The following is a 24,098-nucleotide window of genomic DNA, read 5'->3' on the forward strand; positions in this document are numbered from 1 at the left end:
TAAACATCAAATTAATTTTTCAACCTATACAAATTATAATTTTTTTCTATTTTTCGTAAATGAAGGACAAAGCCTAAAAACTTCATCCTTCACCCCTATTAATAATTACGCTTCATCCAAAGCTGCAATACCAGGTAAAACCTTACCTTCCAACAACTCCAAACTAGCACCACCACCAGTAGAAATGTGGCTCATTTGATCAGCCAAACCAACCTTTTCCACAGCCGCTACAGAGTCACCACCACCGATAATGGTAGTTGTGCCGGTTTTGCCGATTTCTGCTAAAGTATGAGCGATCGCCTCAGTACCCACAGCAAATTTATCAAACTCAAACACACCCATAGGACCATTCCAGATCACAGTCTTACAGTCAGCTAAAGCCTCTTGGAAAACCTTCACAGAGTCAGGACCAATATCTAAACCCATCCAACCATCAGGGATTGCTTCAATGCTGACGGTTTGAGAGTTAGCATCAGCAGCAAATTTATCTGCTAACACCACATCGGTGGGTAATAGCAAAGCTACACCACGTTCTTTAGCCTTAGCTTCCAAAGACTTCGCCAACTCTAACTTATCTTCTTCCACCAAAGACTTACCAACACTTAAACCACGTGCTTTATAGAAGGTGAAAATCATTCCCCCACCAATAATCAACTTATCGCACTTTTCTAACAAAGTTTCAATCACACCAATTTTGCTGGAAACCTTAGAACCACCGATAATAGCAGCCAAAGGACGTTGAGGAACTTCAATTGCACTTTGTAAATATTGCAACTCCTTCTCCACCAAATAACCAGCTACGGAAGGGCTTAAATACTTAGTTACACCTTCAGTAGAAGCATGGGCGCGGTGAGCAGTACCAAAAGCATCATTGACATAAAAATCAGCGTTTGCTGCTAATTTTTGAGCAAACTCAGGATCATTCTTTTCTTCTTCTTTGTAAAAGCGGACATTTTCTAATAACAGCACTTGGCCATTTTCCAAAGCTGCAACCTTAGCAGCTACATCATCACCGATGCAGTCATCAGTTTTGACCACTTCTTGTCCCAACAACTCAGAAAGACGTTTAGCGACGGGAGTTAAACGCAATTTTTCATCTACACCCTTGGGACGACCGAAATGGCTTGTTAAAATGACCTTAGCACCCTTTTGGGTCAAATCTTGGATAGTTGGTAGCGCTGCCCGAATCCGAGTATCATCGGTAATGTTGCCTTGATCATCAACAGGCACGTTAAAATCAACCCGTACCAAAGCACGTTTTCCAGAAATATCAGCAGCAGATAAACTTGCTAAACTTTTTTTCGACACAGCCAAATTCTCCTGATTATCTTTTTGTTATTGTTTGGAAAGTATCACCATCCAGATTTTACCGGAGTAAGGGGTGTGAAGATTAATTTATGTTTAAAACAGTTCTATTTCCCATTGACCAAAGTCGTGAAGCGCGAGAAGCTGCTGACGTAGTTACCAACATCGTGCAGAAATATAACAGTCGTTTGGTATTGCTGTCAGTAGTGGAAGAACCATCCCCAAATGGAGATGCTGGCGATATCATGGGTTCTCCAGAGGTGGTTGCTAAACTCCTAGAAAATGCCCAAACCTTATTTTCTCAGCAAGGTATTACGGCTGAAGTATTAGAAAGACAGGGTAAACCCGCTTTTACTATCTGTGATGTTGCTGACGAGATAGGAGCAGATTTAATTATTATGGGTTTTCGCGGACTGGGTTTAACTGATGAAGGCGCAAATGATAGTGTCACAACCAGGGTGATCAATCTTTCACCTTGTCCTGTTTTGATTGTGCCTTAGATCAGGGAACAGGTAATGGGTAATGGGTAATGGGTAATGGGTAATATTATTCCCAGTCACCAGTCCCCAGTCCCCAGTCACCAGTCACCAGTCACCAGTCACCAGTCCCCAGTCACCAGTCCCCAGTCACCAGTCCCCAGTCACCAGTCCCCAGTCCCCAGTCCCCAGTCACCAGTCCCCAATCCCCAATCCCCAGTCAAGTAGTGAAATTTCGGTAAAAAACCGTACTTCCAGCGAATTTTGTTCTCTAGATTAGTCCTCTAGACTAAAATAAGACTAGAGACAAAACTTTCAGCTACTGAGTACAAGCACTCAGTTGAATATAAGCAAAATGGGATTCTTTGACTCTGAAATAGTTCAACACGAAGCCAAACAGCTTTTTGAAGATTACCAAGCACTGATTCAACTTGGCAACAACTACGGCAAATTTGACCGCGAGGGCAAAAAGCTGTTTATTGAGCAGATGGAATCTATGATGGACAGATATCGCATCTTTATGAAGCGGTTCGAGCTATCAGAAGATTTTATGGCGCAAATGACCATACAGCAACTAAAAACTCAGCTAAATCAGTTTGGTGTTACACCACAACAAATGTTTGAGCAGATGAATATGACTCTGCAAAGAATGAAAGCTGAGTTGGAAAAACAGGTATGAGGGTATTGGTGATTGGTGATTGGTGATTGGGAAAAAATTTTCGATTTTAAATTTTAGATTTTAGATTGGAGTTCATGAAATACAATCCAAAATCCTAAATCCACTCATTGTATCACCCATTACCCATTACCCATTACCCATTACCTCACCCTAATTTGCTTTAGGACGTGGAAACTGGGAAGGTGTTTTAAATTTCTCTGATGGTACTCCTTTAAGGGCTTGCTCCATAAAATCACGCCAGATGGGAGCAACCATACCACCACCTGTAGCACCACTGGATAATTGTAGGTTATCATCTCTTCCCACCCAGACAGCAGTTGTGAGTTGTGGCACAGTACCCACATACCAAATATCTTTTTCTGAGGAAGTTGTTCCTGTTTTTCCTGCTGATGGTCTGCCTATATCTGCACCCTTACCCGTACCGCTACTAACCACAGATTGCATAATATCTATAGTTGCTGCTGATGCCCAGGGATCAAGCACTCGCTGGGGTTTTGGTGTGTTGTCGAGTAACACATTACCACTACTATCTGTAATTCTGACTATTACTGTTGCTGGTGATTGCCAGCCATAATTCGCAAAGGTAGCGTAGGCACTGGCCATTTCCAAGGGAGTCATACCAATAGCACCTAAAGGCAGGGAGGTAACTGGTTCCATTGGACTCATGATACCCAAAGTCCGACAGGTTTCAACAACTTTATTCATCCCTATGGCTTTACCAAGCTTAATTACAGGGATGTTGCGAGATTGAGCTAAAGCGGTACGAATAGACATTGCACCACTAAACCCACCATCGTAGTTTCTGGGGAAGTACCAACCATTGCCATCTCGGTAGCTAACAGGGGTATCTAATACGGTGCTATCTGGAGCATATTTACCAGTGGCAAAGGCAGCATAATAAACGAAAGGTTTAAAAGCCGAACCTGGTTGTCTGAGTGCTTGGGTAGCGCGGTTAAATTCACTTGCTCTAGAATCTACCCCACCAACTAGAGCTTTGACAAAATGTGTGCGGGGATCAACTGCAACTAAAGCAATTTGATTTCCACGCAACCCTTGACCTAGTAAATTTTTGTGCCACTTACTCACAGTTGATTCTGCCATCATCTGGAATTTGGCATCCACGGTGGTTTGTACCCGCATCCCGCCTTTGAGCATTGTATCCCTTCCAAACTTTTTCACCAGTTCCTGGGCTACGGTATTGCTAATATAAGGTAGGGCGCTACCTTGAAATGACCTAATTCTCCCTAGTTTAATTTCTTCCTTGATGGCATCATCATATTCTTTTTGGGTGATCCACCGCAAGTCTAACATCCGCCCTAACACTTCTTTTTGTTTTTGTTTTGCCTTTTTCATACTGGCAAAGGGGCTAAACTCTTCTGGGGCTTGGATCAAACCCGCCATCATTGCTGACTCACCCAAGGTTAAAAATTCGGCTGATTTATCAAAATAAGTCCGGGCGGCTGTTTGTACACCGTAGTTATTATGACCCCAATATACTTGATTGAGGTACATTTCTAAAATTTCGTTTTTCTCCAGAATTTGTTCTAAACGAATGGCTAAAACTGCTTCGGCTAATTTGCGAGTAAAAGCCCGCCGATGAGACAAAAACAGGTTTTTCACCAACTGCATGGTGATGGTAGAACCACCTTCTTTTACACCACCTGCTACCAAGTTTACTACTACAGCCCTTCCTACACCAGAAGGGTTAATGCCTTGGTGACTGTAGAAGTGACCGTCTTCACTGGCTAGTACAGCGCGTTTGAGGTTCGGGGAAATTCTATTTAAGGGTACTACTTCGCGGTTTGCTTCACCGTGAATGCTTGATATGAGTTTACCTTTAATGTCATATATGTATGTGGTTTCTGTGGGAGAAAAGCTGCGTAACTGTCTCACGTCTGGCAAGTTGCGGAAACTTATGGCCAGTCCCACCAGTCCCCCCGCTGCAATAGAACTTGACAGCAGTGTGAGCGATAGTAGGGTAGCGCCAGTTACCTGACCTACGCCTTTAAAAAATTCAAACCCAGATGAAGCCTGGTCTTGGGATTGCTTGTTTACAAAAGTCCTAGAAGACACGGCGGTTTTATTTCCTCACTAATAAATATAAATGTAATTGATGAAATGAAAAAAGTCGGTTAATTTTTTGCAATTATAGTAGTTTGGCAGGACAGAAAACGGATAATTTGCCAGTGGACTTTACCAACCTAATTTCTAAAGTGCAAAGTGTAGTTAATAGTGAATCTTATAGTATGGCTAGTATGGCGCAAAATTTTTCTTGGCTACATCGTGGTGTGGCAGAAATTTTTCCTCAACCTCATGATGCTGATAGTGAAACTGAAAGTTTGGAAAAGCGGTTGCTGAATGCTGACCGTCCTTTAAGGATCAAGTTGGGTATTGATCCTACGGGTGCGGATATTCATTTGGGTCATAGTATACCAGTAAGAAAACTGCGGGCGTTTCAAGATGCTGGTCATACGGCGGTTTTGATTATTGGTGATTTTACCGCAAGAATTGGTGATCCTACGGGTAAGTCTGATGTCCGTCGTCAGTTGACTGAGACAGAGGTTAAGCAAAATGCCCAAACTTATCTTGATCAAGTCCGTCCTATTTTAGATTTTGACACACCTGGGAGGTTGGAGGTACGCTACAACTCGGAATGGCTTTCCCGTCTAGATTTGGGGAAAATTCTGGAGTTGCTGTCTACGATGACGGTGGGACAGATGTTGGCCAAGGAAGGTTTTGCTGAACGTTATAAGAAAGAGAATCCGATTTTCCTCCATGAGTTCCTGTATCCTCTAATGCAAGGTTTTGATTCTGTGGCTGTGGAGTCTGATGTGGAGTTGGGGGGAACTGATCAAAAGTTTAACATTGCTGTGGGTCGAGATTTACAACGTCATTTTGGCTTAAAACCACAGTTTGGGCTATTATTACCTATTTTGATCGGGACTGATGGTGTACAAAAAATGTCTAAGTCTTTAGGTAATTATGTCGGTTTATCAGAACACCCTTCCCAGAAATATCAGAAGCTTCAAGGTGTGCCAGATAATTTACTGTCACAGTATTTTGAGTTGTTGACGGATTTACCTTTGGAGAGTTTGCCAGAAAACCCACGCGATCGCCAAGAATTTTTAGCCTGGGAAATTGTCCGTCAATATCACGGTGAACAAGCGGCTAATGAGGCTAGAGAAGCGGCGAAAAGTGGTGGTAAGGAGGGAGCATTACCGGAGTTTTCTTTGGCTGCTATACCTGATTTTCCGGCTAAATTAGCTTTTATTCTCGGTGCTACCGGTTTGTGTAAAAGTACCGCCGAAGGTAAACGGAAAATTCAAGAGGGTGGAGTCAGGATAGACGGTGATAAGATTAATGATGTGGATTTAATTTTTTCTCAGCCTGATGATTTATATGGTAAAGTGTTACAGGTGGGTAAAAAAAATTTTGTGCGGTTAGTAAAGTAAGAGAGAATAGCCGTTCACCCGTACAGGACTCGGAGAGTGCGTCAGACGTTAGAAGTCATGTAAATAAATATACTTTTGATATCTGACGCACCCTGCTGTTATAATATTTTCATCATCAATAATTGTTCACAGTCATGATTCAAACCCTAAATAAAATTGTCACCTTTGAGGAATTTGTTAACTGGCTTCCTGACAATTCCGATATACGTTATGAATTACATCATGGAGAAATTGTCACAATGGGGCAACCGGTGGGAGATCATGAAGAAGTTAAAGGATTTTTAACTATCAAAATTAGTGCTAAAATTGATGGGTTAAATCTTCCGTATGTGATACCTAATCAAGTTATAGTTAGACCAGAAGGTAAAGATTCTGGTTATTTTCCCGATTTGTTAGTTTTAAATCGTGCTAATTTAGCTAGTGAACAATTATGGAAAAAACAATCAGTTATTAGTCATGGTGCTTCCATTCCCTTAATCATTGAAATTGTTTCCACTAATTGGCGTGATGATTATTATTTAAAGTACGCTGATTATGAAGAAATGGGTATTGCTGAATATTGGATTATAGATTATGCAGCTTTAGGAGGACGTAATTTTATTGGTAATCCCAAACAACCTACTATTTCTGTTTGTAATTTGGTAGATGGAGAATATCAAATCAGTAAATTTAGAGATGATGAACGGGTTATTTCTCAAGTTTTTTCTGAATTAAATTTAACTGCAAATCAGATTTTTCAGGCGGGGATGATGTAGATTAATCTTCACAAAAATTTCTCACATATTCCCTAAAAATGGAAAAATGGGAGATAAATCAAACAATATGTTATCTTCTACAATTTTGTTAATTAAATATCTTTTTTGTAGAGATTCTAACCCATTTTGTAGAGATTCTAACCCATTAATAAAATTAGTGGAAGATAATTCTAAGGTCAGAAGTGTTGAATGTTAAGAAATCTGTGATAAAAATAGCCCAAAATATATTAAAATTTGAGCAAGCTATATCAAAATATTGATTGGATCATGATTATAAATTCATTTCCCAAGATTGTCAAAGACATCCTCAAATCCTTGCCAAAAAATGATTATCCGGTTTTGAACACCCGTCTTTACGTGTTAGATAAATTCCGCGGATGGAAGATATCATGAGATGTTGACATTTTCACCCTTAATAGGACTACTATAACTGAATGTAACAACCAGAATTATGAATGATGAAAAAATTATTGTACCTTTAGATGTATCAGATTTAGAAAGTGCGATCGCTCTTGTGGATAAACTTCCCCAAGTCACGTTCTGGAAGGTTGGTTTAGAATTGTTTACTAGCACAGGTCCGGCTATTCTGGATGTGCTAAAATCTCGCCAAAAGCGGATTTTCCTAGATTTGAAGTTTCACGATATCCCCAATACTGTCGCCGGTGCTTGTCGTGCTGCTGCTGGTTATGGGGTGGATTTGTTGACAATTCACGCCACTTGTGGTAAAGATTGCTTGAAGGCTGCTGTGGAAGCGGTGCAGGTGGGAGCGGAAAAAGCGGGAACTAAACCGCCTAAGTTAATTGCTATTACTGTGTTAACTAGCATTTCGGCGCGAGATTTGGCGTTTGATTTGAAAATACCTCTGGAATTGCCGGAATTTGCTTTAGAAATGGCACTTTTGGCAAAAAATGCGGGTTTGAATGGGGCGGTTTGTTCTCCCCAAGAGGTGGCACAGTTGCGGAATACTTGCGGTGAGAATTTTTTGCTGGTTTGTCCTGGGGTGCGTCCGAGTTGGGCTGATAAGGGTGATCAAAAGCGATCGCTCACCCCTTCTCAAGCTTTTCAAGCCGGTGCTGATTTTTTGGTGATCGGTAGACCTATTACTGCTGCTGCTGATCCGGTTCTGGCTTGGGATAAGATTTGTGAGGAGTTAAATTTGGGTTAGTGAACAACTTTGTTAAATCTCACGCAGAAGCGCAGAGAACCCAGAAGGATGAAGTTTTAAAGAGATTTTTTGCTGGTGTTTTCTGATTTTTGTGGAGTGGGCATACTTCGACTTTGCTCAGTACAAGCGTCGATCAGCTTAGTACAAGTCTTACCCGCCCAAGTTATGCGATAATATTTTTTACAAGATGTGATTTTTTGAATTTGATGAATTTTCAAGATGAAGGAAGAAAAAATGGCTGGTTTGTTTTTAAGGATTTAGTATTTCTTTTTCCTTTGTGGCTTTTTCTGTCTTTTGTCTTTATATCTCCTGTTTTCGCCAAAAAACTCTCTCCTAAACCTGTTGATTCCAAAATGAGTAGTTCTTGTTCTCAGCAAGGTTTAGAAGGTTTAACTACTCAGTTGATGTTAGATTTACCTAGCTATGCTAACCGTGTTATTCAAAGATCCCGTCGTCTGAGTCGCAGTGTTGATATCTATCCTTATATTTTGGTGGCAGGTAAGCCGAAGTTTCAACCTTTACCTTTAAACCCTGGTATTGATACTGCTAATAATACTGCTAATAATACTAATAATTATGCTTCCCAAGGGGTTGAGCAGGTTTTTTTTACAACTCTGGAACGACAGTATATAGATAAAAAGGCGGTGGAGTTGCAACAGTTCCACAGGTTGTTTTTGACGAAAACTACTTTGGGTTGGCAGGTGGTGATGATGTTTACTCAAACTGGTGAATATCCAGTAAAACCACATATAGCACCACCAAGAGATAGTAGTCAGGGGGCGATCGCTCAAGGTGTTAAACTTTGGTTACGGGATTGTGAAGCAGGAAGTGTAAACTACTCCCCGCAACATCCCAGTTTAAACCTTAACTCAGTGCTTCCGCAGTCTTTTCTTGATCCAGTTTGAGAATCAAAACTCCCAAAGGTGGTAAACACAAATCTAAGGAATAAGGACGATTATGTAAAGACCAATCATCAGTCCATTTTCCTCCTAAGTTGCCCATATTGCTACCGCCATATTTACGCGCATCGCTATTGAACAACTCAGTATAAAATCCTTTCTCTGGTACACCGATGCGATAGTGAGAATGGGGTTGAGGTGTAAAATTACAAATCACAACTACAAACTCATCAGAATCTTTAGCACGACGGACAAAAGAAACTACACTGTGACGGTTATCGCTACAATCAATCCAATCAAACCCTTCCCGCGCAAAATCCTGAGTATATAAAGCAGGTTCAGAACGGTAAAGATGATTTATCTCCTTAAAAAATGCTTTTAACTGTTGATGGGGTTCATGTTGTAATAATTGCCATTCCAAATCCGCCCACACATTCCACTCACTCCACTGGCCAAACTCCATACTCATAAACATGGTTTTCTTTCCAGGGTGAGCAAACATATAAGCAAATAAAGTCCGCACATTAGCTAACTTCTGCCATCTATCACCGGGCATTTTACCGATGATATTGCTCTTACCATGTACAACTTCATCGTGTGACAATGCCAACATGAAGTTTTCACTGTGGTTGTACCACATACTAAAGGTGACATTGTTTTGATGAAACTGCCTAAACCAAGGGTCCATGCTGAAATAATCCAACATATCGTGCATCCAACCCATGTTCCATTTCAGGTTGAACCCTAAACCACCTGTATAGGTAGGCCAAGACACCATAGGCCAAGAAGTAGATTCTTCGGCAATGGAAAGGACTCCGGGAAAATAACTAAAGATGTTGTGATTTACTTGACGCAGAAAATCAGCCGCTTCTAAATTTTCCCTACCACCGTACTGGTTAGGTAGCCATTCCCCATCTTTACGACAATAATCGTTGTAAAGCATCGAAGCAACCGCATCAACACGAATGCCATCAATATGGTATTTATCAAACCAGAACAGGGCGTTAGCAACTAAGAAATTTCTAACTTCGTTGCGGGAGTAATTAAATACTAAAGTTCCCCATTCCTTATGTTCACCTTTGCGGGGATCAGCGTGTTCATAAAGATGAGTACCATCAAAGAAAGCTAAACCATGACCATCTTTAGGGAAATGTCCAGGAACCCAATCTACCAGTACACCAATACCATTTAAGTGACATTGGTCTACAAAATACATGAAATCTTCAGGACTGCCAAACCGGGAAGTGGGAGCAAAGTAACCTGTGACTTGATAACCCCAAGAACCATCAAAGGGATGCTCGGCAATGGGTAACAATTCTATATGCGTATATCCCAGGTCTTTGACATAGGGGATGAGTTTGGCTGCTAGTTCCCGATAGGTAAGGAAACGCGCCCCAGGATTGAGTTCTGAAGCAATAACTACTGGTTCTGTTTCGCCGTTGGGCAATTTTGCTGGTTCGCCACTAGCAGCGTGTAACCAAGACCCTAAATGCACTTCATAAACGGAAATTGGTTGGGTGAGGGGATCAGTATGTCTCCTGGTTTCCATCCAATTTTCATCAGTCCATCTGTAAGCATTTAAGTCACTGACAATAGATGCTGTTTTGGGACGTGGTTCTTGTTGGAAACCGTAGGGATCAGATTTTTCGTAAATGTGTCCGTCAAAATTTTTGATTTCATATTTGTAATGTTCTCCCACACCCAGTTCAGGAATAAATAATTCCCAAACCCCTGTGTGTCCTTTCCGCATTTGGTGTTTGCGTCCATCCCAGTGGTTGAAGTCTCCCAAAACAGAAACGTTGCGAGCATTGGGGGCCCAAACGGCGAAATAAACACCTTTGACACCATCAACTTCTGTAAGATGCGCTCCCAATTTTTCGTAAATGCGGTGATGATTTCCTTCTGCAAATAAATGCAAATCAAAATCTGTTAAATGGGGAGAATGGAAGGCATAAGGATCATAAATGACTCGCTCATGCTCTCCTTCTTTGATTCGTAATTGGTAGTTGTTAAGTTCTGGTGTTTCTATGGTGCATTCAAAAAAATGGGGATGATGCACCGTTGTCATGGGATATTCTTTGCGTCCTTCTGGAACTACTACATAAACTGCGCTGGCATTTGGGAGGTAAGCTCGCACAGCCCAGACGTTTTTACCTTCCTGTTCTATAAGATGTGAACCTAGTACCTCAAACGGATCATGATGCTGATTCCCAACAATGCGATTAACCTGCTCAGGAGCGATGGTACTGATGGACATGAAGCTACCTACTGGAAATAAGGTGATTAACTAAATTCAGTTTTTAAGAACTTAATATATATTGTTTACATTTATTTGCATTTTTGTCGTCACGGTTATCCTAACACCAGAATGTATCTTATTGGGAAATGGGGACTGGAAGAGGTATTTTGGTAACGGTGATGATAACCGCTTCAAAAAATTTTTGCCTGAAAAGGTGTTAGCTTTGCGGGACTCAGCCCGGTTTTACACCCAATTGTTGCAATTATGTTGCTGTACTATGGGTAAAATAAACTTTTTGTCAATATTTTTTTTGCTAAAATTAACTAATAATTCCTGGACTGGTAAAGTGATAAAGTGATAAAACGTTATAAATATGACTCAGCAATAGCTTAATTGTGTAAATACAACATAGTAATATATACTACACAAAAATTGACAATTTGCATTTAGATATTACTGTTATCAACTGATAATTGACAATTGACAATTGATAAGTAGAAAGACGGGAAACAACCAAAGTATGTAAAGAAAAGTAAATTAACCTAAAAACCTCTTTTCTTCGATAGAATCATCGTTTACTATCATTAATCAAATTTCCCAATAAATAAGTTTTTACACTGTAATTGTTTGTCTCCTTTATTACTTTAGCTTACATAAAATAATTTGTTGGACGAGAGTTACAGTTTCACACTATTTGTTTGTCTACTCCTGGTTTATCCTTATAGGTACAAAATATCAGATAAACTAAAATGACTGAAATTGGCCTGCTAATGACGGGCGTATTAAGCACCACACAACCAAATTTGCCCCATTTGCCGGAGCAGCGACCATTGACAACGGAAAATGGCGTGCATAATTCAAAAAATAGTCAGTTATCTCAATTAACTTCTATTTCTCAAATCACACCACCTGAATTTATGACAGTAGACGGAAGGGACAAACCTCAAATTTCAGCACTGGCACATCAGCGGGATCATATATTAAAACAAATTCGACAAAAGCACCTGTCCTCAATATCTTTTGAGTTAGCTGATGCTCAGGATATCCCTACAAAAGAGCAGCTATTAGCACGATACCCAGCACATAACAGACAACCCATGCCAACTTTACGTTTTGGTAGTTCTGGTATGTCTGTAAGAATTATGCAGCGTTTATTGGTATCTAATGGCTATGGTATTCGAGTTGATGGTATATTTGGACCTCTTACTGAAGCAGCTATTAAAGCTTTTCAAAGTCAACGTAATTTATTAGTAGATGGTATTGTTGGTCAAAAAACTTGGTGGGAGTTGTCAATTTAGGAGGCAGGAGGGAAGAAGTAGTATCTTATTCTCCCCAGTCACCAGTCCCCAGTCACCAGTCCCCAGTCACCAGTCCCCTACTAATTAACGATACTTATGCTGTATCTCCAGAAAAGAAATTATGGAACCTATTTATGGGGGCGGGTCGAAGCTTATGGGATATCTAGATGTCTTATTTTTCCGTTAAATTATCACCCATAAGCTTCGCCCCTACAACTTATGACAAATTAATACATTCTATTTTGGAGAGGTCTATTGTATTAGTCAGCACTGAGTAAAAACAGAGCCAATATTAATTTACTTTCCTTTTTGTTTTCTTTCCTCGCGTTGCTTGAACCCACGGAAAATAATAATTTATTACCAGGGCGAACGACGGGACTCGAACCCGCGAGTGGTGGAACCACAATCCACTGCCTTAACCACTTGGCTACGCTCGCCATTTACTCTCTGAGCATAGCACGACTTTAAAAAATGATCAAGATTTTTTTTGACTGAAATTGACTAATTTTTTTGTAGTCTTTAAACTGTAGTCATTAGATCACAACCTGGTATATATGAAAGTATTGACTTTAATTGCATCTGTAGGCGCAGCAGGAATAGCAGTCTTGGGAGTGACGATGGCTACCACAAATCCACAACAGCCTAAATATGAAGAGTATGCAGTACAACGTTTGAAAACTTACTTAAAAACAGATTTTTGTCAAAAAACACCGAATTTTTTGCAAAATCTGATACAATTTAATTGCAACCAGCTGGTTGATTCCGCTCAACCGAAAATTAGAGATATTATTTCTGCCACCACAAAAAGACAGAACTATATTATTTTTAGTCTTTATACTACTGATTTAAAAATTGATAATTTAATACCTGGTTACAAATTTGAAACAGTAGGCGCATTTGACAACTTTTATACTTATAAAGCAGAAAAGAAATAGGGGATTGGTGACTGGTGATTGCTGACTGGTGATTGCTGACTGGTGATTGCTGACTGGTGACTGGGTTATTAACCTCCCTTACTTCCCCTACTTCCCCTTCCTCCCCATCTCCCTATGACTAATGACTTTTTCAAATATCGACATTGATATTTTCGATTTGTTTAGCTGCTTTTTCCCATAACTTGGCGTTTTCTTCATCATTCCAGTGAGTTCTGAGATTTTCTGCTTTTTTGTGGCAGATTCGTTCTAACATCTCTAAAATAGCACCTAGTGTTAGTTTGTCCACTAATTCTTCTAAAGAGTGCATAAATTCTTTCATAATAAATACTCCTTAACCTAAATTTTTAGTTAATCACATCGTCAGCCTATGTCATCTGCTTATCTTTTAGTATCTCACGGTAGTCGTGATCCGCGTCCAAATATTGCTATGCAGCAACTAGCAAAGCTGCTCAGTCTGAAATTACCAGATAGTGAACATTTAGTAGGGATAGCTACCCTAGAGCTAAATACTCAACCATTAAACCAGCAAATTCAAGATTTCGCGCCAAAGGCTTTAGCTTTTGGTTGCAAATGCCTAAAAATTATACCTTTATTTCTGCTACCGGGAGTTCATGTCATGTCAGATATTCCCGCAGAAGTGGAACTTGCACAAACAGCACTGGGTGAAAAGATCCAGATTGAGATTAAAGCTTATGTAGGAAGTCATGGAAATTTAGCAAAACTGCTGACTTCAACAATGGCTACTATAAAAGCAGAAGTATCAATTCTCTTAGCTCATGGTAGTCGTCGTTCTGGTTCTCAACAACCAGTAGAAGATATAGCTAGGAGTTTGGGAGCAGTAACGGCTTATTGGTCTGTATCTCCCAGTTTAGAAACAAAGATAAAAGAATTAGTAGCTGCTGGTAATCAGCAGATTGCAATTTTGCCATATTTTTTATTCGCTGGGGCAATAACTGATGCGATCGCCGAATCTTTAGAAAAGCTAAAATTAAAATTTCCTGGGGTAAAGTTGCAATTAGCACCACCTTTAGGAGTCAGCGCAGAACTAGCTGATATAATCTGGGATTTAGCAACAGAAGGGGAAAAAGTTTTTGGGTAAGGTTTATTTAATCGGTGCTGGTCCTGGTGATCCTGGACTCATGACTCTCAAGGGTAAAAGTTTATTGGAATGTGCGGATGTAGTTATTTATGATGCTTTGGTAAGTCCGCCGGTTTTGGCAATGATCAATCCCCAAGCTGAAAAAATCAACGCTGGTAAGCGCATGGGGAGACATTCGCTCTTACAGGAAGAAACTACCCAACTACTCATTGAAAAAGCCCAAGATCATGAAATTGTGGTGCGGTTAAAAGGTGGCGATCCTTTTATTTTTGGGCGTGGTGGGGAAGAAATGGCAGAGTTACTAGAATCGGGAATTTCTGTAGAAGTTGTGCCGGGGATCACAGCCGGCATTGCAGCGGCGGCTTATGCTGGTATTCCCTTAACCCACCGTCTGTATAGTTCATCAGTGACATTTGTAACGGGTCACGAAGCGGCGGGTAAGTATCGACCGACTATAAAATGGCAAGCGATCGCCCAAGGTTCAGAAACAATAGTTATTTATATGGGTATCCACAATCTACCTTATATTGTGGAACAGTTGAGTTCATCTGGGTTGAGTCTAGAGACTCCAATAGGTTTGGTGAGGTGGGGAACCCGGCCAGAACAAGAAGAATTAATTGGTGAGTTAGGGACAATTGTGCAACAAGTTGAAGAGACGGGATTTAGTGCGCCAGCGATCGCAGTCATTGGAGCAGTAGTCAAGATGCACAGTATTTTATCTAATTGTCGTCCAGTGTAATCTAGATCGAGAAAAACTTATATTTTCTACTTTCAATCATCTACTTTCAATTATCTGCTTTAAATCATGTGCTGAAAAACCGTTTTCAGTAAATCACTTTGATTTAAAGGCTTAGTCAAGCAAGCTGAAGCTCTAACGAGTTTTGCTTTAGCTTTATCTATCAAGCTGGCTTTTTCTGTCACCATAATTACAGGTGTATTTTTAAAATATGGCTGTTTCCGCAATAAAGAGCAAATTTCATAGCCATCTAAATTCGGCATCGTCACATCCAGAAAAATCATATCTGGTTTGGTATGGAAAATTTCCATCAAAGCTTTTACTGAATCTGTAACACCAAATACAGAAAATATTTGCTCATCTAAAAAACTTTTAATAGTATTTAACACCAAAGGACTATCATCCACACAGAAAATTGTGTAATGTTTTTTGTCCTTGGGTTGGGAATAAAATCTTTGATATTTGCTGGGAGTTGGTGGTTTATTGCCAATTGGGGGCAATTGTACTTCAATTTTAGGGCGTGTCTTTGGTTCATTGTCTGGCCAAAACTGCTCCGTAGCAACTCTGACACCTGCTGAAGATTGCTGACTATACTGCCAAAATTGTTCAGGAGAAACTTTTATCCCCGCCTGGCACTTTTCCACTAATAAGCGCAGATTCAAATGACAAAACTTGGGTAAATCATCCAAAAAGGTTTCATGGATAAACTCATAACTTCCCTCTTCGATTTGCAGAAATGAATCTAGAAATTCTAGAGCTAATTGTTCAATGAGCATTGCCGCTTGCATAGAGCTAATATATTGCTCATTCACCAACCAGCAAATAGCTAAATAATCTGGATTGGGAATAGCCTGATTTTCCACACCTCTTTCAAAGATGCTTTGTAACTGCTCATTAATACCTCTGGGAAGAGTAGAATTTTTCTGGGTCAACCTCTGCAAGTTGCGATACAGTGGCTCAAACATCTTCTCTGAGTAACAAGCATAAATTAATTTCCCCTCTTGTACATATATTGACCAAGCCCCGGAAGTGCTAAATACCTCTAAACAACCAGTAACCGACTTACTGGTGATTTTCTTCAACAGGGATAGAGGTTGTAGTTTTTGGAAAAATCTGTATCTACTAATAGGAAGCGTTTTCATTAGCATGGATTTGAATACAAATAAAAATTTGACATCACAATTTGTGAATCACCTGTAGAGGATTCACACCGGTCTTTTTGGACTTAATGCCAGATAAAGATAACGGTTTACATGGGAGTGAGTATAGCAAGTCTTTTCTCTAAACACACAATACCCAACACCCCACACCCCACTCACCCCTCACCTGGGCAAAAAGCAGAATTTATCTAAGCATTCCCCTATCAGCAGTCATATGGGCAAAATCCACATCCTGCACTTTTTCCATAAGGGCTGGTTGGCAATGCTCAATCTACGACATCATTGGATGTTATAGACTTTAATTTCCCTAATAAGATAAAGGTGTAAGACATGAGAATAGCAAAGATTTAGAAGCATTAAGTTCAGAAAAGTTACACCTTCTCTATTACTTCTAATTTGTTGTATTCCAGCCTTGAATGATTATGTGGTATATGTGTAGATGCTCAGTAATTACCTACTAATTTCACGTTACTATAGATTTAACAGGGAAATAAAAAACTATTTTAAACCTAATATAAAAAATTCAAGTTAATACAAAAATTAGTAATGAAAATAGCAGTTTATCAATTGATAATTGACAATTGACAATTGATAATTGTTTCATTCAAGGTTTAAAACCTCCCCTTTGAAGGGGAAAAAACCAAAAAAAATCCGCTTTTTCAATCCTCTGACTTTCAGGGAGAGGTCATTGTCAATTGTCCATTCTTGAAAAATACTATGTTTCACCTGATTTTGCTGATCAAACAAGATGTTTGTGCTTAAAATCAATAGTCCTTTTAAGCTAGTAAAGCTAATGACTACAAAGCAAATATACTGTAAATTAGCTATACTATATCCCGGACTATTTCTACTCATACAGTGCTTAATTTATTCTTTTCCTCTTTCATAATTCACTATCAGGATGATTTAGGGTATTGGGGACTGGGGACTGGGGACTGGGGGCTGGGTAATGGGTAATGGGTAATATTATTCCCAATCACTAATCACCAATCACCATTCCCTGATATCAGTAGAATTTTCATATACTTAGCTGTTTAAAATTAACCAACTGTGACCGCTATTAATCTTTTAGTCCAAGAGAAAACTGAACGTCTGGATCGTTATCTGTCATCTGCAATACCTGATTTATCTCGTTCCCGTGTACAACAGTTAATTGAACAGGGTCATGTTCAAGTCAATGATCAAGTTTGTACATCTAAAAAAATAAATCTCAAACTTGGCGATCGCATTTGTTTAGAAATTCCCGCAGTTCAACCGTTGGAACTGGTAGCAGAAGATATCCCTTTAGATATTCTCTATGAAGATGAGCAATTACTCATTCTCAATAAACCCGCAGGTTTGGTAGTTCATCCAGCACCTGGTCACGCAGATGGTACATTAGTAAATGCTTTGTTGGCACATTGTCCTAATTTACCGGGAATTGGTGGTGTGCAACGTCCTGGTATTGTTCACAGATTAGATAAAGATACAACTGGAGCGATCGCTATTGCTAAAACTGATATCGCCTATCAACACCTACAAGCACAACTACAAGCCAAAACAGCACGCCGAGAATATTTAGGGGTGGTTTACGGTGCGCCAAAAACCGAAAGCGGGACTGTAGATTTACCCATTGGTCGTCATCCCCAAGACCGCAAAAAAATGGCCATAGTCCCCATAGAAGAGGGGGGTAGGTCAGCCATAACCCATTGGCAAGTGAAAGAAAGGCTGGGGAACTACACCTTGATCCATTTCCAGTTAGAAACAGGGCGTACTCATCAAATTCGCGTCCACAGTGCCAAAATCGGTCATCCTATAGTCGGCGACCCTGTTTATGGTTCTGGTCGTTCTATAGGGGTAAATTTGCCCGGTCAAGCATTACACGCTTGGCGACTCAAGTTACAGCATCCCATTTCTGGAGATTGGATTGAAGTAACCGCACCTCTGCCCCAAACCTTTACAACGCTATTAGAAGTCCTCCGTCGTAGGTGATTGGTGATTGGTGATTGGTGATTAGTGATTGGGAATAATATTACCCAGTCCCCAGTCCCCAGTCCCCAGTCCCCAGTCCCTAGTCCCCAGTACCTAGTCCCCAGTCCCCAGTCCCCAGTCCCCACATCCCTGAAATCCCCCCTGGGAGGTTAATTTAACAGGTTCTCAACAATATTTAGAAATGTAAATTTTACATTCTTTAATATAAACTACTGGGTCTAGATATGATCCCAAAATACCTGTAGTTGAGTATTGGTATATGGTTTCAGAATCATTAAATTAATATAAAATGTATAAAATTTCTTCTTATCTACAAACTTAATGAAGTTTTGTAACGAAAATTAGTAACTTTTCGGGTATACACCCCTTATATGTAAAGGACTTGAGGCTTTTCTTATTACCTGATCTTATTTATTCATAAATTGTAACAAATAAAGTCTCTATAGCAGTGTATAAACTAATCTGGAGGGGTTCAAAAACAGAGCAAAGTTAAACGAGGCAACCAATCCAATCTCGTTGGCTGGTTTCTCATAAAATTACCTCTGATTCTCATATTTCTGCCTTCAGGAAGATAGACGAGAAAATGAGAAAAGAAGTAGACAACAACTTAGCTTTGATTAACTCATTGTTTTTGAGCATCCATTCCTGATTGATAAAACAGCACCTGTTTCAATCAACACAACTCTCAACTAAGTAATTAGGAGATTAGAGTCCATGACATTAGATGTATTTTCCAAGGTTGTTACTCAAGCTGACGCTAGAGGCGAATTCTTAAGCACCGAACAACTAGATGCTTTGACAGCAGTTGTAGCTGCTGGTAGCAAGCGTTTGGACGTTGTTAACCGCATCACCAGCAACGCTAAAGATATCGTTACCAACGCTGCTCGTGCTTTATTTGAAGAACAGCCCCAATTGATCGCTCCTGGCGGTAACGCTTACACCAACCGTCGCATGGCTGCTTGTCTGCGCGACATGGAAATCATCTTACGCTATGTTACCTACGCTGCATTGGCTGGTGACGCTAGTGTTCTCGATGACCGTTGCTTAAATGGCTTACGTGAAACTTACCAAGCTTTGGGTACTCCTGGTGCTTCCGTAGCTGTTGGTGTTCAAAAAATGAAAGAAGCTGCTATCAATATCGTTAACGATCCCAACGGTATCACCAAAGGTGATTGCAGTTCTTTAGTTTCTGAATTGGCAAGCTACTTTGATCGTGCTGCTGCTGCTGTTGTTTAATCAACGTTGTTTAATCAACAAGTACAAACAAGTACAAGTAGTCCACAGCTAAAAATCTAGCTATTCCAACAAGATACGAAACCAATCAAGGAGAAATTAGACCATGAAAACCCCAATTACCGAAGCTATCGCATCTGCTGATACCCAAGGACGTTTCCTGAGCAACACAGAATTACAAGCTGTTAACGGTCGTTTTGTACGTGCTGCTGCCAGCATGGAAGCTGCTCGTGGTTTGACAGCTAACGCTCAAAAGCTGATTGATGGTGCTACTAACGCCGTATACAGCAAATTTCCCTACACCACCTCTACACCAGGCGCTCAATTTGCTGCTGATGCTCGTGGTAAGTCTAAGTGCGCTCGTGACGTTGGTCACTACCTCCGCATCATCACTTACAGCTTGGTTGCTGGTGGCACAGGTCCTTTGGATGAGTTCCTAATTGCTGGTTTGGCTGAAATCAACAGCGCATTTGATTTGTCTCCTAGCTGGTATGTTGAAGCTTTGAAATATATCAAAGGCAACCACGGTTTGAGCGGCCAAGCTGCTAACGAAGCTAACACCTACATTGACTACGCTATCAACGCTCTCAGCTAGATAGCTTCTTGCCCGGAGAAGGGTACAAGTGCTGGATGAAGTTTATCCCTTTGGGGTTAAATCAGTTTTCGTGGGGAATCTCTTTTCACTCGACTAGACTGAATCACCTAGCAGTTGGATCTCGCTCCGGGCATAGTTTTATGTATGTTAGGTGACAGGTGACAGGTGACAGGTGACAAGTGACAGGTGACAGCGATAATAGTTTTCTGATCACTAAAGTTTGTATCACCAGTTAATTAATGTCCTGATTACCTTATCTGTGGCTATAGCTAACAAATAACCAACTTGATGCAACCAGCAATTGGTTAGAAAGAGCAGTATTGCTAATCAAAATTGCTAATCAAAGGGGAAAAACAATGGCAATTACAGCAGCAGCGTCTAGGCTGGGAACTGAGCCTTTTAGTGATTCACGTCGAGTTGAACTACGCCCCAAAGCCAGCCGCGAAGAAGTGGAAATGGTGATCAAAGCCGTTTATCGCCAAGTTTTAGGAAACGACTATATTCTGGCTTCAGATCGCTTGAAGAGTGCAGAGTCACTTTTGCGTGATGGCAATTTGAGCGTGCGTGAGTTTGTGCGGAGTATAGCTAAGTCAGAACTCTACAAATCCAAATTCTTCTATAACAGTTTCCAAACTCGGTTGATTGAACTCAACTATAAACATTTGTTGGGTCGCGCTCCTCTGAATGAGTCTGAGGTGACATACCACTTAGACTTATATATTAACGAGGGTTACGATGCAGAAATCGACTCTTATATAGATTCGATGGAGTATCAAAACAACTTTGGCGACAATGTTGTTCCATATTATCGCGGGTTTGATTTTCAACCAGGACAAACATCTGCTGGTTTTACCCGGATGTTCCGTTTGTACCGTGGATATGCCAATAGTGATACTGCTCAGGTAGAAGGTAGCAAATCACGTTTGGCGAGGGAATTAGCAAGTAACAAAGCTTCCTCCGTTGTCGGTCCATCCGGTAGCAATAATAATTGGGCATTCCGTCCCACTGCGGATAACGCTCCCAAACAAAACTTAGGTAATGCTGTAGGGCAATCGGATCGCGTTTACCGAATTGAAGTAGCGGGCATACGCAATCCAGGATTCCCCAGCGTGCGCCGCAGCAGCACAACTTTCATTGTACCTTATGAGCGCCTTTTAGACAAAATGCAGCAAATTCACCGATCCGGTGGCAAAATTGTCAGCGTTATATCCACATAAGGTAGAGTGCTGTTTGTTGGTATACCCCATCAAGAGGAGATTTAGAAGTAATGTTCGGTCAAACTACACTTGGTGCTAGTAGCGTTTCTTCATCTGCAAGCCGTGTATTTCGTTATGAAGTTGTGGGCTTAAAGCAAAACCAAGAAACCGACAAAAATAATTTCAGCATTCGTCGTAGCGGTAGCGTATTTATGACCGTACCCTACAGCCGGATGACTGAAGAAATGCAGCGGATCAGCCGCTTAGGTGGCAGAATTGTCAAAATTGAACCTTTGACTGTAGCAGAATCATAAAGCCCTGGTCATGATAGAACCCAGTACGTCAGAATATTCTGCCGAAAATGGGGCGCAGTTGACACCAGAGCAAGCGATCGCCAACCTGCAATCATCAGATTTAAGTCTCCGCTATTATGCCGCTTGGTGGTTGGGTAAATTTCGAGTCAGTCAGCCAGAAGCCGTAGACGCACTGATGACAGCGTTAGAGGATGAAGCTGACAAAACAGAACTAGGAGGTTATCCACTCCGAAGAAATGCAGCCCGAGCATTAGGAAAATTGGGCAGTCCTAAAGCTATACCGGGCTTGATTCAGTGTTTGGAATGCTCAGATTTTTATGTGCGGGAAGCAGCAGCCCAATCTTTAGCAATGCTGAACGCTAAAGCAGCATTAGCAGCACTGATCAAAATGCTAGATGGGGGTGTTGCCAAGGCCGTGCAAGTACCAGGCCGCCCCCATCTTACCCAACCATATCAGGCAGTATTAGAAGCCTTGGGAGCTATTGGTGCAACTGAGGCTATTTCCCTAATTCAGCCTTTTTTAGAGCATCCAGTCACAAGGGTGCAATGCTCCGCAGCTAGGGCTATGTATCAACTCACCCAAGATTCTCAGTATGGGGAATTTTTGGTGACAATGATGCAAAGCAGTGATCTGAAATTGCGGCGCTCTATTTTGGGGGATTTGGGAGCGATTGGGTATATGGCTGCTGCTGATGCGATCGCCCAAGCTCAGGCAGAAAATAGTTTTAAACTCATGGCGCTTAAAGGATTGTTAGAACATCAACTTGCGGATGGATTAGATTGCGTTTCTGATCAGGCAGTCCGAGTCATGCACCTGATGGATTCACTTTTATAAGTTGGTGATTGGTGATTGGTAATTGGTGATTGGTGATTGGGAAGAATAAACTTTTGCCTCTTGCCTCTTGCCTTCTTACTGTCACCTTCCAACTACTGACCACTGAGACATGAATGAACTAATTAATGCTGTCAACCAAGCGGAAACATCAGCGCAAATGGTGACAGCAGTGAAGAACCTAGCAGCAGCTAAAGATCCAGAGGCCATTTCTACCTTAATCGCTGTTTTTGGTTACAATAACCCAGCAGCAGCGGTGGTGGCAGTAGCAGGACTCACAGAATTGGGAGAAATAGCAGTACCCCAATTGCTAGAACAAATTGATGATTATAACTATGGCGCACGGGCTTATTCGATCCGCACCTTAGCTGCGATCGCCGATCCCCGTGCTTTAGATGTGTTAATCACCGCTGCTGCTACAGACTTCGCGCCTAGTGTGCGCCGTGCTGCTGCTAAAGGATTAGGAAATTTAAACTGGTCTCAATTAGGCATTGCTGAACGTCAAACAGCTATCAATCGCGCTTTAGAAACATTGCTGTTAATTTGTCAAGATACAGACTGGTCAATTCGTTATGCTGCCATTGTTGGTTTACAGTCTTTGGCAAAAATAGCGGAGGTTCGAGAAATCATCTTAACTCGATTCCAAGAAATGCTGGCTCATGATAGTGAAAAAGCTGTTTGCGCTCGCATTCAATTGGCTTCTAGAACACCGATTCATTAATCGTCAGGGCGAAGCATTTGGGTGATAACCTATCGCTGAAACCAGTTCATATTCTGTCCGAATGCTTCGCCCCTACAAGGTAAAAACATATTACCTAGCATTACTGAATCGACACTCTAGCCAATTAGCTTCTACCAGTTTGGGATTTTAAATTTCAGCATCACCATAAAACAAGGTAAAAGTCAAGATGTCAATACCACTTTTAGAATATTCTCCTTCTTCACAAAATCAGCGTGTCGAAGGTTACGAAGTTCCCAACGAAGACACCCCAACCGTTTATAAACTGAACTACGCCACATCAGATCAAGATGTTGATGCAATTATTTGGGCAGGATATCGGCAGATTTTTAGCGAACATCTGATTTTAAGCAGTTATCGTCAAAAATTTTTAGAATCTCAACTGCGAAACCGGGCTATTACTGTTCGTGATTTTATCCGGGGTTTGGGTAAATCAGATGTTTTCCGCAGCCAAGTAGCAGAGGTTAACTCTAACTATCGCTTAGTTGATATTATCCTCAAGCGGTTTGTGGGACGGGCAGCTTACAACAAAGATGAAGAAATTGCTTGGTCTATTGTTATTGCTACCAAAGGCGTACATGGCTTTATTGATGCGTTGTTAGACTCTGACGAGTACCTCAACAACTTTGGTGATGATATCGTACCTTATCAACGTCGTCGCTTTGGTTCACGTCCTTTTAACTTAGTTAACCCCCGTTACAATGCCAATTGGCGCGATACCCAAAGTATGCGTTCTTTTGGTTATCGTTCCTTCTACAGCATCCGCACTTCGGGAACTCTCACCACTGAAGATATCCGCAAAGCTATTCCAGCTAACTTCTTGGCAATGGCTGGAAACATCATTACTCCTGAACGCAACTACCAAAGAACAATTGCTGCTGTGACTTCTCAAGTGAAAACTTTGGAAATTCCCGACACTTCACGGGATGTCACCACAGAAGAAGTAACCATTAAACCAGTAGCAGTTTCTCTACCTTACAGCTATATCCCGGCGATCGCGAAAAATTAGGGCATAGGTGA

Annotated in this window: 26 protein-coding genes and 1 tRNA gene; 21 read left to right on the plus strand and 6 right to left on the minus strand. The window is 40.9% G+C overall.

What is annotated here, in order from left to right:
* Window positions 1-105: 105 nt before the first annotated feature.
* The gene (locus FFR48_RS03350) at window positions 106-1,308 is read right to left on the minus strand and encodes a phosphoglycerate kinase (RefSeq protein WP_137666378.1); all 1,203 of its coding nucleotides are present in this window, start codon (window positions 1,306-1,308) and stop codon (window positions 106-108) included.
* An 89-nt stretch (window positions 1,309-1,397) separates the two neighbouring features.
* Between FFR48_RS03350 and FFR48_RS03355 the strand changes: the two genes are divergently transcribed.
* From FFR48_RS03355 to FFR48_RS03365, 3 genes are all read left to right on the plus strand, one after another.
* Window positions 1,398-1,805, plus strand: coding sequence for a universal stress protein (locus FFR48_RS03355; RefSeq protein ID WP_137666379.1), 408 nt, complete (start codon window positions 1,398-1,400; stop codon window positions 1,803-1,805).
* A 36-nt stretch (window positions 1,806-1,841) separates the two neighbouring features.
* Window positions 1,842-2,009, plus strand: a complete 168-nt coding sequence (locus tag FFR48_RS03360; protein WP_201277571.1) for a hypothetical protein — start codon at window positions 1,842-1,844, stop codon at window positions 2,007-2,009.
* A gap of 127 nt (window positions 2,010-2,136) precedes the next feature.
* Window positions 2,137-2,460: a DUF1825 family protein gene (locus FFR48_RS03365; RefSeq protein WP_137666380.1), complete on the plus strand. Its 324-nt coding sequence runs from the start codon at window positions 2,137-2,139 to the stop codon at window positions 2,458-2,460.
* A gap of 150 nt (window positions 2,461-2,610) precedes the next feature.
* Here the strand turns inward: FFR48_RS03365 and FFR48_RS03370 are convergent, their stop codons facing one another.
* On the minus strand, window positions 2,611-4,533 hold the full coding sequence (locus tag FFR48_RS03370; RefSeq protein ID WP_137666381.1) for a transglycosylase domain-containing protein: 1,923 nt from the start codon (window positions 4,531-4,533) through the stop codon (window positions 2,611-2,613).
* Between the two features lie 182 nt (window positions 4,534-4,715).
* Here FFR48_RS03370 and tyrS point away from each other — a divergent pair, with 182 nt between their 5' ends.
* From tyrS to FFR48_RS03390, 4 genes are all read left to right on the plus strand, one after another.
* On the plus strand, window positions 4,716-5,912 hold the full coding sequence (gene tyrS, locus FFR48_RS03375) for a tyrosine--tRNA ligase (RefSeq protein WP_236103976.1): 1,197 nt from the start codon (window positions 4,716-4,718) through the stop codon (window positions 5,910-5,912).
* Window positions 5,913-6,046: 134 nt separating this feature from the next.
* Window positions 6,047-6,667 carry a Uma2 family endonuclease gene (locus FFR48_RS03380; protein ID WP_137666382.1) on the plus strand — a complete coding sequence of 207 codons (621 nt, stop codon included), beginning with the start codon at window positions 6,047-6,049 and terminating at the stop codon, window positions 6,665-6,667.
* A 451-nt stretch (window positions 6,668-7,118) separates the two neighbouring features.
* Window positions 7,119-7,832, plus strand: a complete 714-nt coding sequence (gene pyrF, locus FFR48_RS03385) for an orotidine-5'-phosphate decarboxylase (RefSeq protein ID WP_137666383.1) — start codon at window positions 7,119-7,121, stop codon at window positions 7,830-7,832.
* Window positions 7,833-8,038: 206 nt separating this feature from the next.
* Window positions 8,039-8,737: a hypothetical protein gene (locus FFR48_RS03390; RefSeq protein WP_236103977.1), complete on the plus strand. Its 699-nt coding sequence runs from the start codon at window positions 8,039-8,041 to the stop codon at window positions 8,735-8,737.
* On the opposite strand, the gene glgB is transcribed toward FFR48_RS03390, so the two are convergent.
* Window positions 8,697-10,988, minus strand: a complete 2,292-nt coding sequence (glgB, locus tag FFR48_RS03395; RefSeq protein ID WP_137666384.1) for a 1,4-alpha-glucan branching enzyme — start codon at window positions 10,986-10,988, stop codon at window positions 8,697-8,699. The genes FFR48_RS03390 and glgB overlap by 41 nt on opposite strands.
* Before the next feature lie 731 nt (window positions 10,989-11,719).
* Here glgB and FFR48_RS03400 point away from each other — a divergent pair.
* Entirely contained in the window at window positions 11,720-12,268 is a 549-nt protein-coding gene (locus FFR48_RS03400) for a peptidoglycan-binding domain-containing protein (protein ID WP_096565035.1), read from the plus strand.
* Entirely contained in the window at window positions 12,250-12,435 is a 186-nt protein-coding gene (locus tag FFR48_RS03405; RefSeq protein ID WP_137666385.1) for a hypothetical protein, read from the plus strand. The genes FFR48_RS03400 and FFR48_RS03405 overlap by 19 nt, the downstream gene beginning before the upstream one ends.
* Before the next feature lie 197 nt (window positions 12,436-12,632).
* On the opposite strand, the gene FFR48_RS03410 is transcribed toward FFR48_RS03405, so the two are convergent.
* Window positions 12,633-12,705 (minus strand) — tRNA-His (locus FFR48_RS03410).
* 117 nt (window positions 12,706-12,822) lie between these two features.
* Here FFR48_RS03410 and FFR48_RS03415 point away from each other — a divergent pair.
* Window positions 12,823-13,203 carry a DUF4359 domain-containing protein gene (locus tag FFR48_RS03415; protein WP_137666386.1) on the plus strand — a complete coding sequence of 127 codons (381 nt, stop codon included), beginning with the start codon at window positions 12,823-12,825 and terminating at the stop codon, window positions 13,201-13,203.
* Window positions 13,204-13,333: 130 nt separating this feature from the next.
* Here FFR48_RS03415 and FFR48_RS03420 read toward each other — a convergent pair whose 3' ends face one another.
* Complete coding sequence (locus tag FFR48_RS03420; protein ID WP_096565039.1) at window positions 13,334-13,522, minus strand: hypothetical protein; 189 nt, start codon at window positions 13,520-13,522, stop codon at window positions 13,334-13,336.
* Window positions 13,523-13,570: 48 nt separating this feature from the next.
* On the opposite strand from FFR48_RS03420, the gene FFR48_RS03425 reads away from it, so the two are divergent.
* Together FFR48_RS03425 and cobA are read left to right on the plus strand one after the other, a co-directional pair.
* Complete coding sequence (locus FFR48_RS03425; RefSeq protein ID WP_137666387.1) at window positions 13,571-14,302, plus strand: sirohydrochlorin chelatase; 732 nt, start codon at window positions 13,571-13,573, stop codon at window positions 14,300-14,302.
* On the plus strand, window positions 14,295-15,041 hold the full coding sequence (gene cobA / locus FFR48_RS03430; protein WP_096565043.1) for a uroporphyrinogen-III C-methyltransferase: 747 nt from the start codon (window positions 14,295-14,297) through the stop codon (window positions 15,039-15,041). Before FFR48_RS03425 ends, cobA begins: the two co-directional genes overlap by 8 nt.
* 59 nt (window positions 15,042-15,100) lie before the next feature.
* Here cobA and FFR48_RS03435 read toward each other — a convergent pair whose 3' ends face one another.
* Window positions 15,101-16,180 carry a response regulator gene (locus tag FFR48_RS03435; RefSeq protein WP_096565045.1) on the minus strand — a complete coding sequence of 360 codons (1,080 nt, stop codon included), beginning with the start codon at window positions 16,178-16,180 and terminating at the stop codon, window positions 15,101-15,103.
* Between the two features lie 1,068 nt (window positions 16,181-17,248).
* Between FFR48_RS03435 and FFR48_RS03440 the strand changes: the two genes are divergently transcribed.
* The 9 genes from FFR48_RS03440 to cpcG1 all read left to right on the plus strand — a co-directional run bounded on the left by FFR48_RS03440 (window position 17,249) and on the right by cpcG1 (window position 24,087).
* The gene (locus FFR48_RS03440; protein WP_137666388.1) at window positions 17,249-18,169 is read left to right on the plus strand and encodes an RluA family pseudouridine synthase; all 921 of its coding nucleotides are present in this window, start codon (window positions 17,249-17,251) and stop codon (window positions 18,167-18,169) included.
* Window positions 18,170-18,193: 24 nt separating this feature from the next.
* Window positions 18,194-18,322: a hypothetical protein gene (locus tag FFR48_RS29975; protein WP_268932399.1), complete on the plus strand. Its 129-nt coding sequence runs from the start codon at window positions 18,194-18,196 to the stop codon at window positions 18,320-18,322.
* A 561-nt stretch (window positions 18,323-18,883) separates the two neighbouring features.
* Window positions 18,884-19,405, plus strand: a complete 522-nt coding sequence (cpcB, locus tag FFR48_RS03445; protein ID WP_096565049.1) for a C-phycocyanin subunit beta — start codon at window positions 18,884-18,886, stop codon at window positions 19,403-19,405.
* Between the two features lie 103 nt (window positions 19,406-19,508).
* Window positions 19,509-19,997, plus strand: a complete 489-nt coding sequence (gene cpcA, locus FFR48_RS03450) for a C-phycocyanin subunit alpha (RefSeq protein WP_096565051.1) — start codon at window positions 19,509-19,511, stop codon at window positions 19,995-19,997.
* A gap of 356 nt (window positions 19,998-20,353) precedes the next feature.
* Complete coding sequence (locus FFR48_RS03455; protein WP_096565053.1) at window positions 20,354-21,214, plus strand: phycobilisome linker polypeptide; 861 nt, start codon at window positions 20,354-20,356, stop codon at window positions 21,212-21,214.
* A 50-nt stretch (window positions 21,215-21,264) separates the two neighbouring features.
* Complete coding sequence (gene cpcD / locus FFR48_RS03460) at window positions 21,265-21,507, plus strand: rod-capping linker protein CpcD (protein WP_096565055.1); 243 nt, start codon at window positions 21,265-21,267, stop codon at window positions 21,505-21,507.
* A 10-nt stretch (window positions 21,508-21,517) separates the two neighbouring features.
* Complete coding sequence (cpcE, locus tag FFR48_RS03465; RefSeq protein ID WP_137666389.1) at window positions 21,518-22,342, plus strand: C-phycocyanin alpha-cysteine-84 phycocyanobilin lyase subunit CpcE; 825 nt, start codon at window positions 21,518-21,520, stop codon at window positions 22,340-22,342.
* A 109-nt stretch (window positions 22,343-22,451) separates the two neighbouring features.
* Window positions 22,452-23,060: a C-phycocyanin alpha-cysteine-84 phycocyanobilin lyase subunit CpcF gene (cpcF, locus tag FFR48_RS03470; protein WP_096565059.1), complete on the plus strand. Its 609-nt coding sequence runs from the start codon at window positions 22,452-22,454 to the stop codon at window positions 23,058-23,060.
* 187 nt (window positions 23,061-23,247) lie between these two features.
* Window positions 23,248-24,087, plus strand: a complete 840-nt coding sequence (gene cpcG1 / locus FFR48_RS03475; RefSeq protein WP_096565061.1) for a phycobilisome rod-core linker protein CpcG1 — start codon at window positions 23,248-23,250, stop codon at window positions 24,085-24,087.
* The last annotated feature ends 11 nt before the right edge of the window (window positions 24,088-24,098 follow it).

Origin of the sequence: Sphaerospermopsis reniformis (assembly GCF_005402885.1) — a bacterium.
GTDB lineage: Bacteria > Cyanobacteriota > Cyanobacteriia > Cyanobacteriales > Nostocaceae > Sphaerospermopsis > Sphaerospermopsis kisseleviana.

What these genes read in the sequence shown, in the direction of transcription:
- FFR48_RS03355 (WP_137666379.1), top strand. Translation starts at nt 1,398, where the DNA reads ATGTTTAAAACAGTTCTATTTCCCATTGACCAAAGTCGTGAAGCGCGA.
- FFR48_RS03360 (WP_201277571.1), top strand. Translation starts at nt 1,842, where the DNA reads ATGGGTAATATTATTCCCAGTCACCAGTCCCCAGTCCCCAGTCACCAG.
- FFR48_RS03365 (WP_137666380.1), top strand. Translation starts at nt 2,137, where the DNA reads ATGGGATTCTTTGACTCTGAAATAGTTCAACACGAAGCCAAACAGCTT.
- tyrS (WP_236103976.1), top strand. Translation starts at nt 4,716, where the DNA reads ATGGCGCAAAATTTTTCTTGGCTACATCGTGGTGTGGCAGAAATTTTT.
- FFR48_RS03380 (WP_137666382.1), top strand. Translation starts at nt 6,047, where the DNA reads ATGATTCAAACCCTAAATAAAATTGTCACCTTTGAGGAATTTGTTAAC.
- pyrF (WP_137666383.1), top strand. Translation starts at nt 7,119, where the DNA reads ATGAATGATGAAAAAATTATTGTACCTTTAGATGTATCAGATTTAGAA.
- FFR48_RS03390 (WP_236103977.1), top strand. Translation starts at nt 8,039, where the DNA reads ATGAATTTTCAAGATGAAGGAAGAAAAAATGGCTGGTTTGTTTTTAAG.
- glgB (WP_137666384.1), bottom strand. Translation starts at nt 10,988, where the DNA reads ATGTCCATCAGTACCATCGCTCCTGAGCAGGTTAATCGCATTGTTGGG.
- FFR48_RS03400 (WP_096565035.1), top strand. Translation starts at nt 11,720, where the DNA reads ATGACTGAAATTGGCCTGCTAATGACGGGCGTATTAAGCACCACACAA.
- FFR48_RS03415 (WP_137666386.1), top strand. Translation starts at nt 12,823, where the DNA reads ATGAAAGTATTGACTTTAATTGCATCTGTAGGCGCAGCAGGAATAGCA.
- FFR48_RS03420 (WP_096565039.1), bottom strand. Translation starts at nt 13,522, where the DNA reads ATGAAAGAATTTATGCACTCTTTAGAAGAATTAGTGGACAAACTAACA.
- FFR48_RS03425 (WP_137666387.1), top strand. Translation starts at nt 13,571, where the DNA reads ATGTCATCTGCTTATCTTTTAGTATCTCACGGTAGTCGTGATCCGCGT.
- FFR48_RS03435 (WP_096565045.1), bottom strand. Translation starts at nt 16,180, where the DNA reads ATGAAAACGCTTCCTATTAGTAGATACAGATTTTTCCAAAAACTACAA.
- cpcB (WP_096565049.1), top strand. Translation starts at nt 18,884, where the DNA reads ATGACATTAGATGTATTTTCCAAGGTTGTTACTCAAGCTGACGCTAGA.
- cpcA (WP_096565051.1), top strand. Translation starts at nt 19,509, where the DNA reads ATGAAAACCCCAATTACCGAAGCTATCGCATCTGCTGATACCCAAGGA.
- FFR48_RS03455 (WP_096565053.1), top strand. Translation starts at nt 20,354, where the DNA reads ATGGCAATTACAGCAGCAGCGTCTAGGCTGGGAACTGAGCCTTTTAGT.
- cpcD (WP_096565055.1), top strand. Translation starts at nt 21,265, where the DNA reads ATGTTCGGTCAAACTACACTTGGTGCTAGTAGCGTTTCTTCATCTGCA.
- cpcE (WP_137666389.1), top strand. Translation starts at nt 21,518, where the DNA reads ATGATAGAACCCAGTACGTCAGAATATTCTGCCGAAAATGGGGCGCAG.
- cpcF (WP_096565059.1), top strand. Translation starts at nt 22,452, where the DNA reads ATGAATGAACTAATTAATGCTGTCAACCAAGCGGAAACATCAGCGCAA.
- cpcG1 (WP_096565061.1), top strand. Translation starts at nt 23,248, where the DNA reads ATGTCAATACCACTTTTAGAATATTCTCCTTCTTCACAAAATCAGCGT.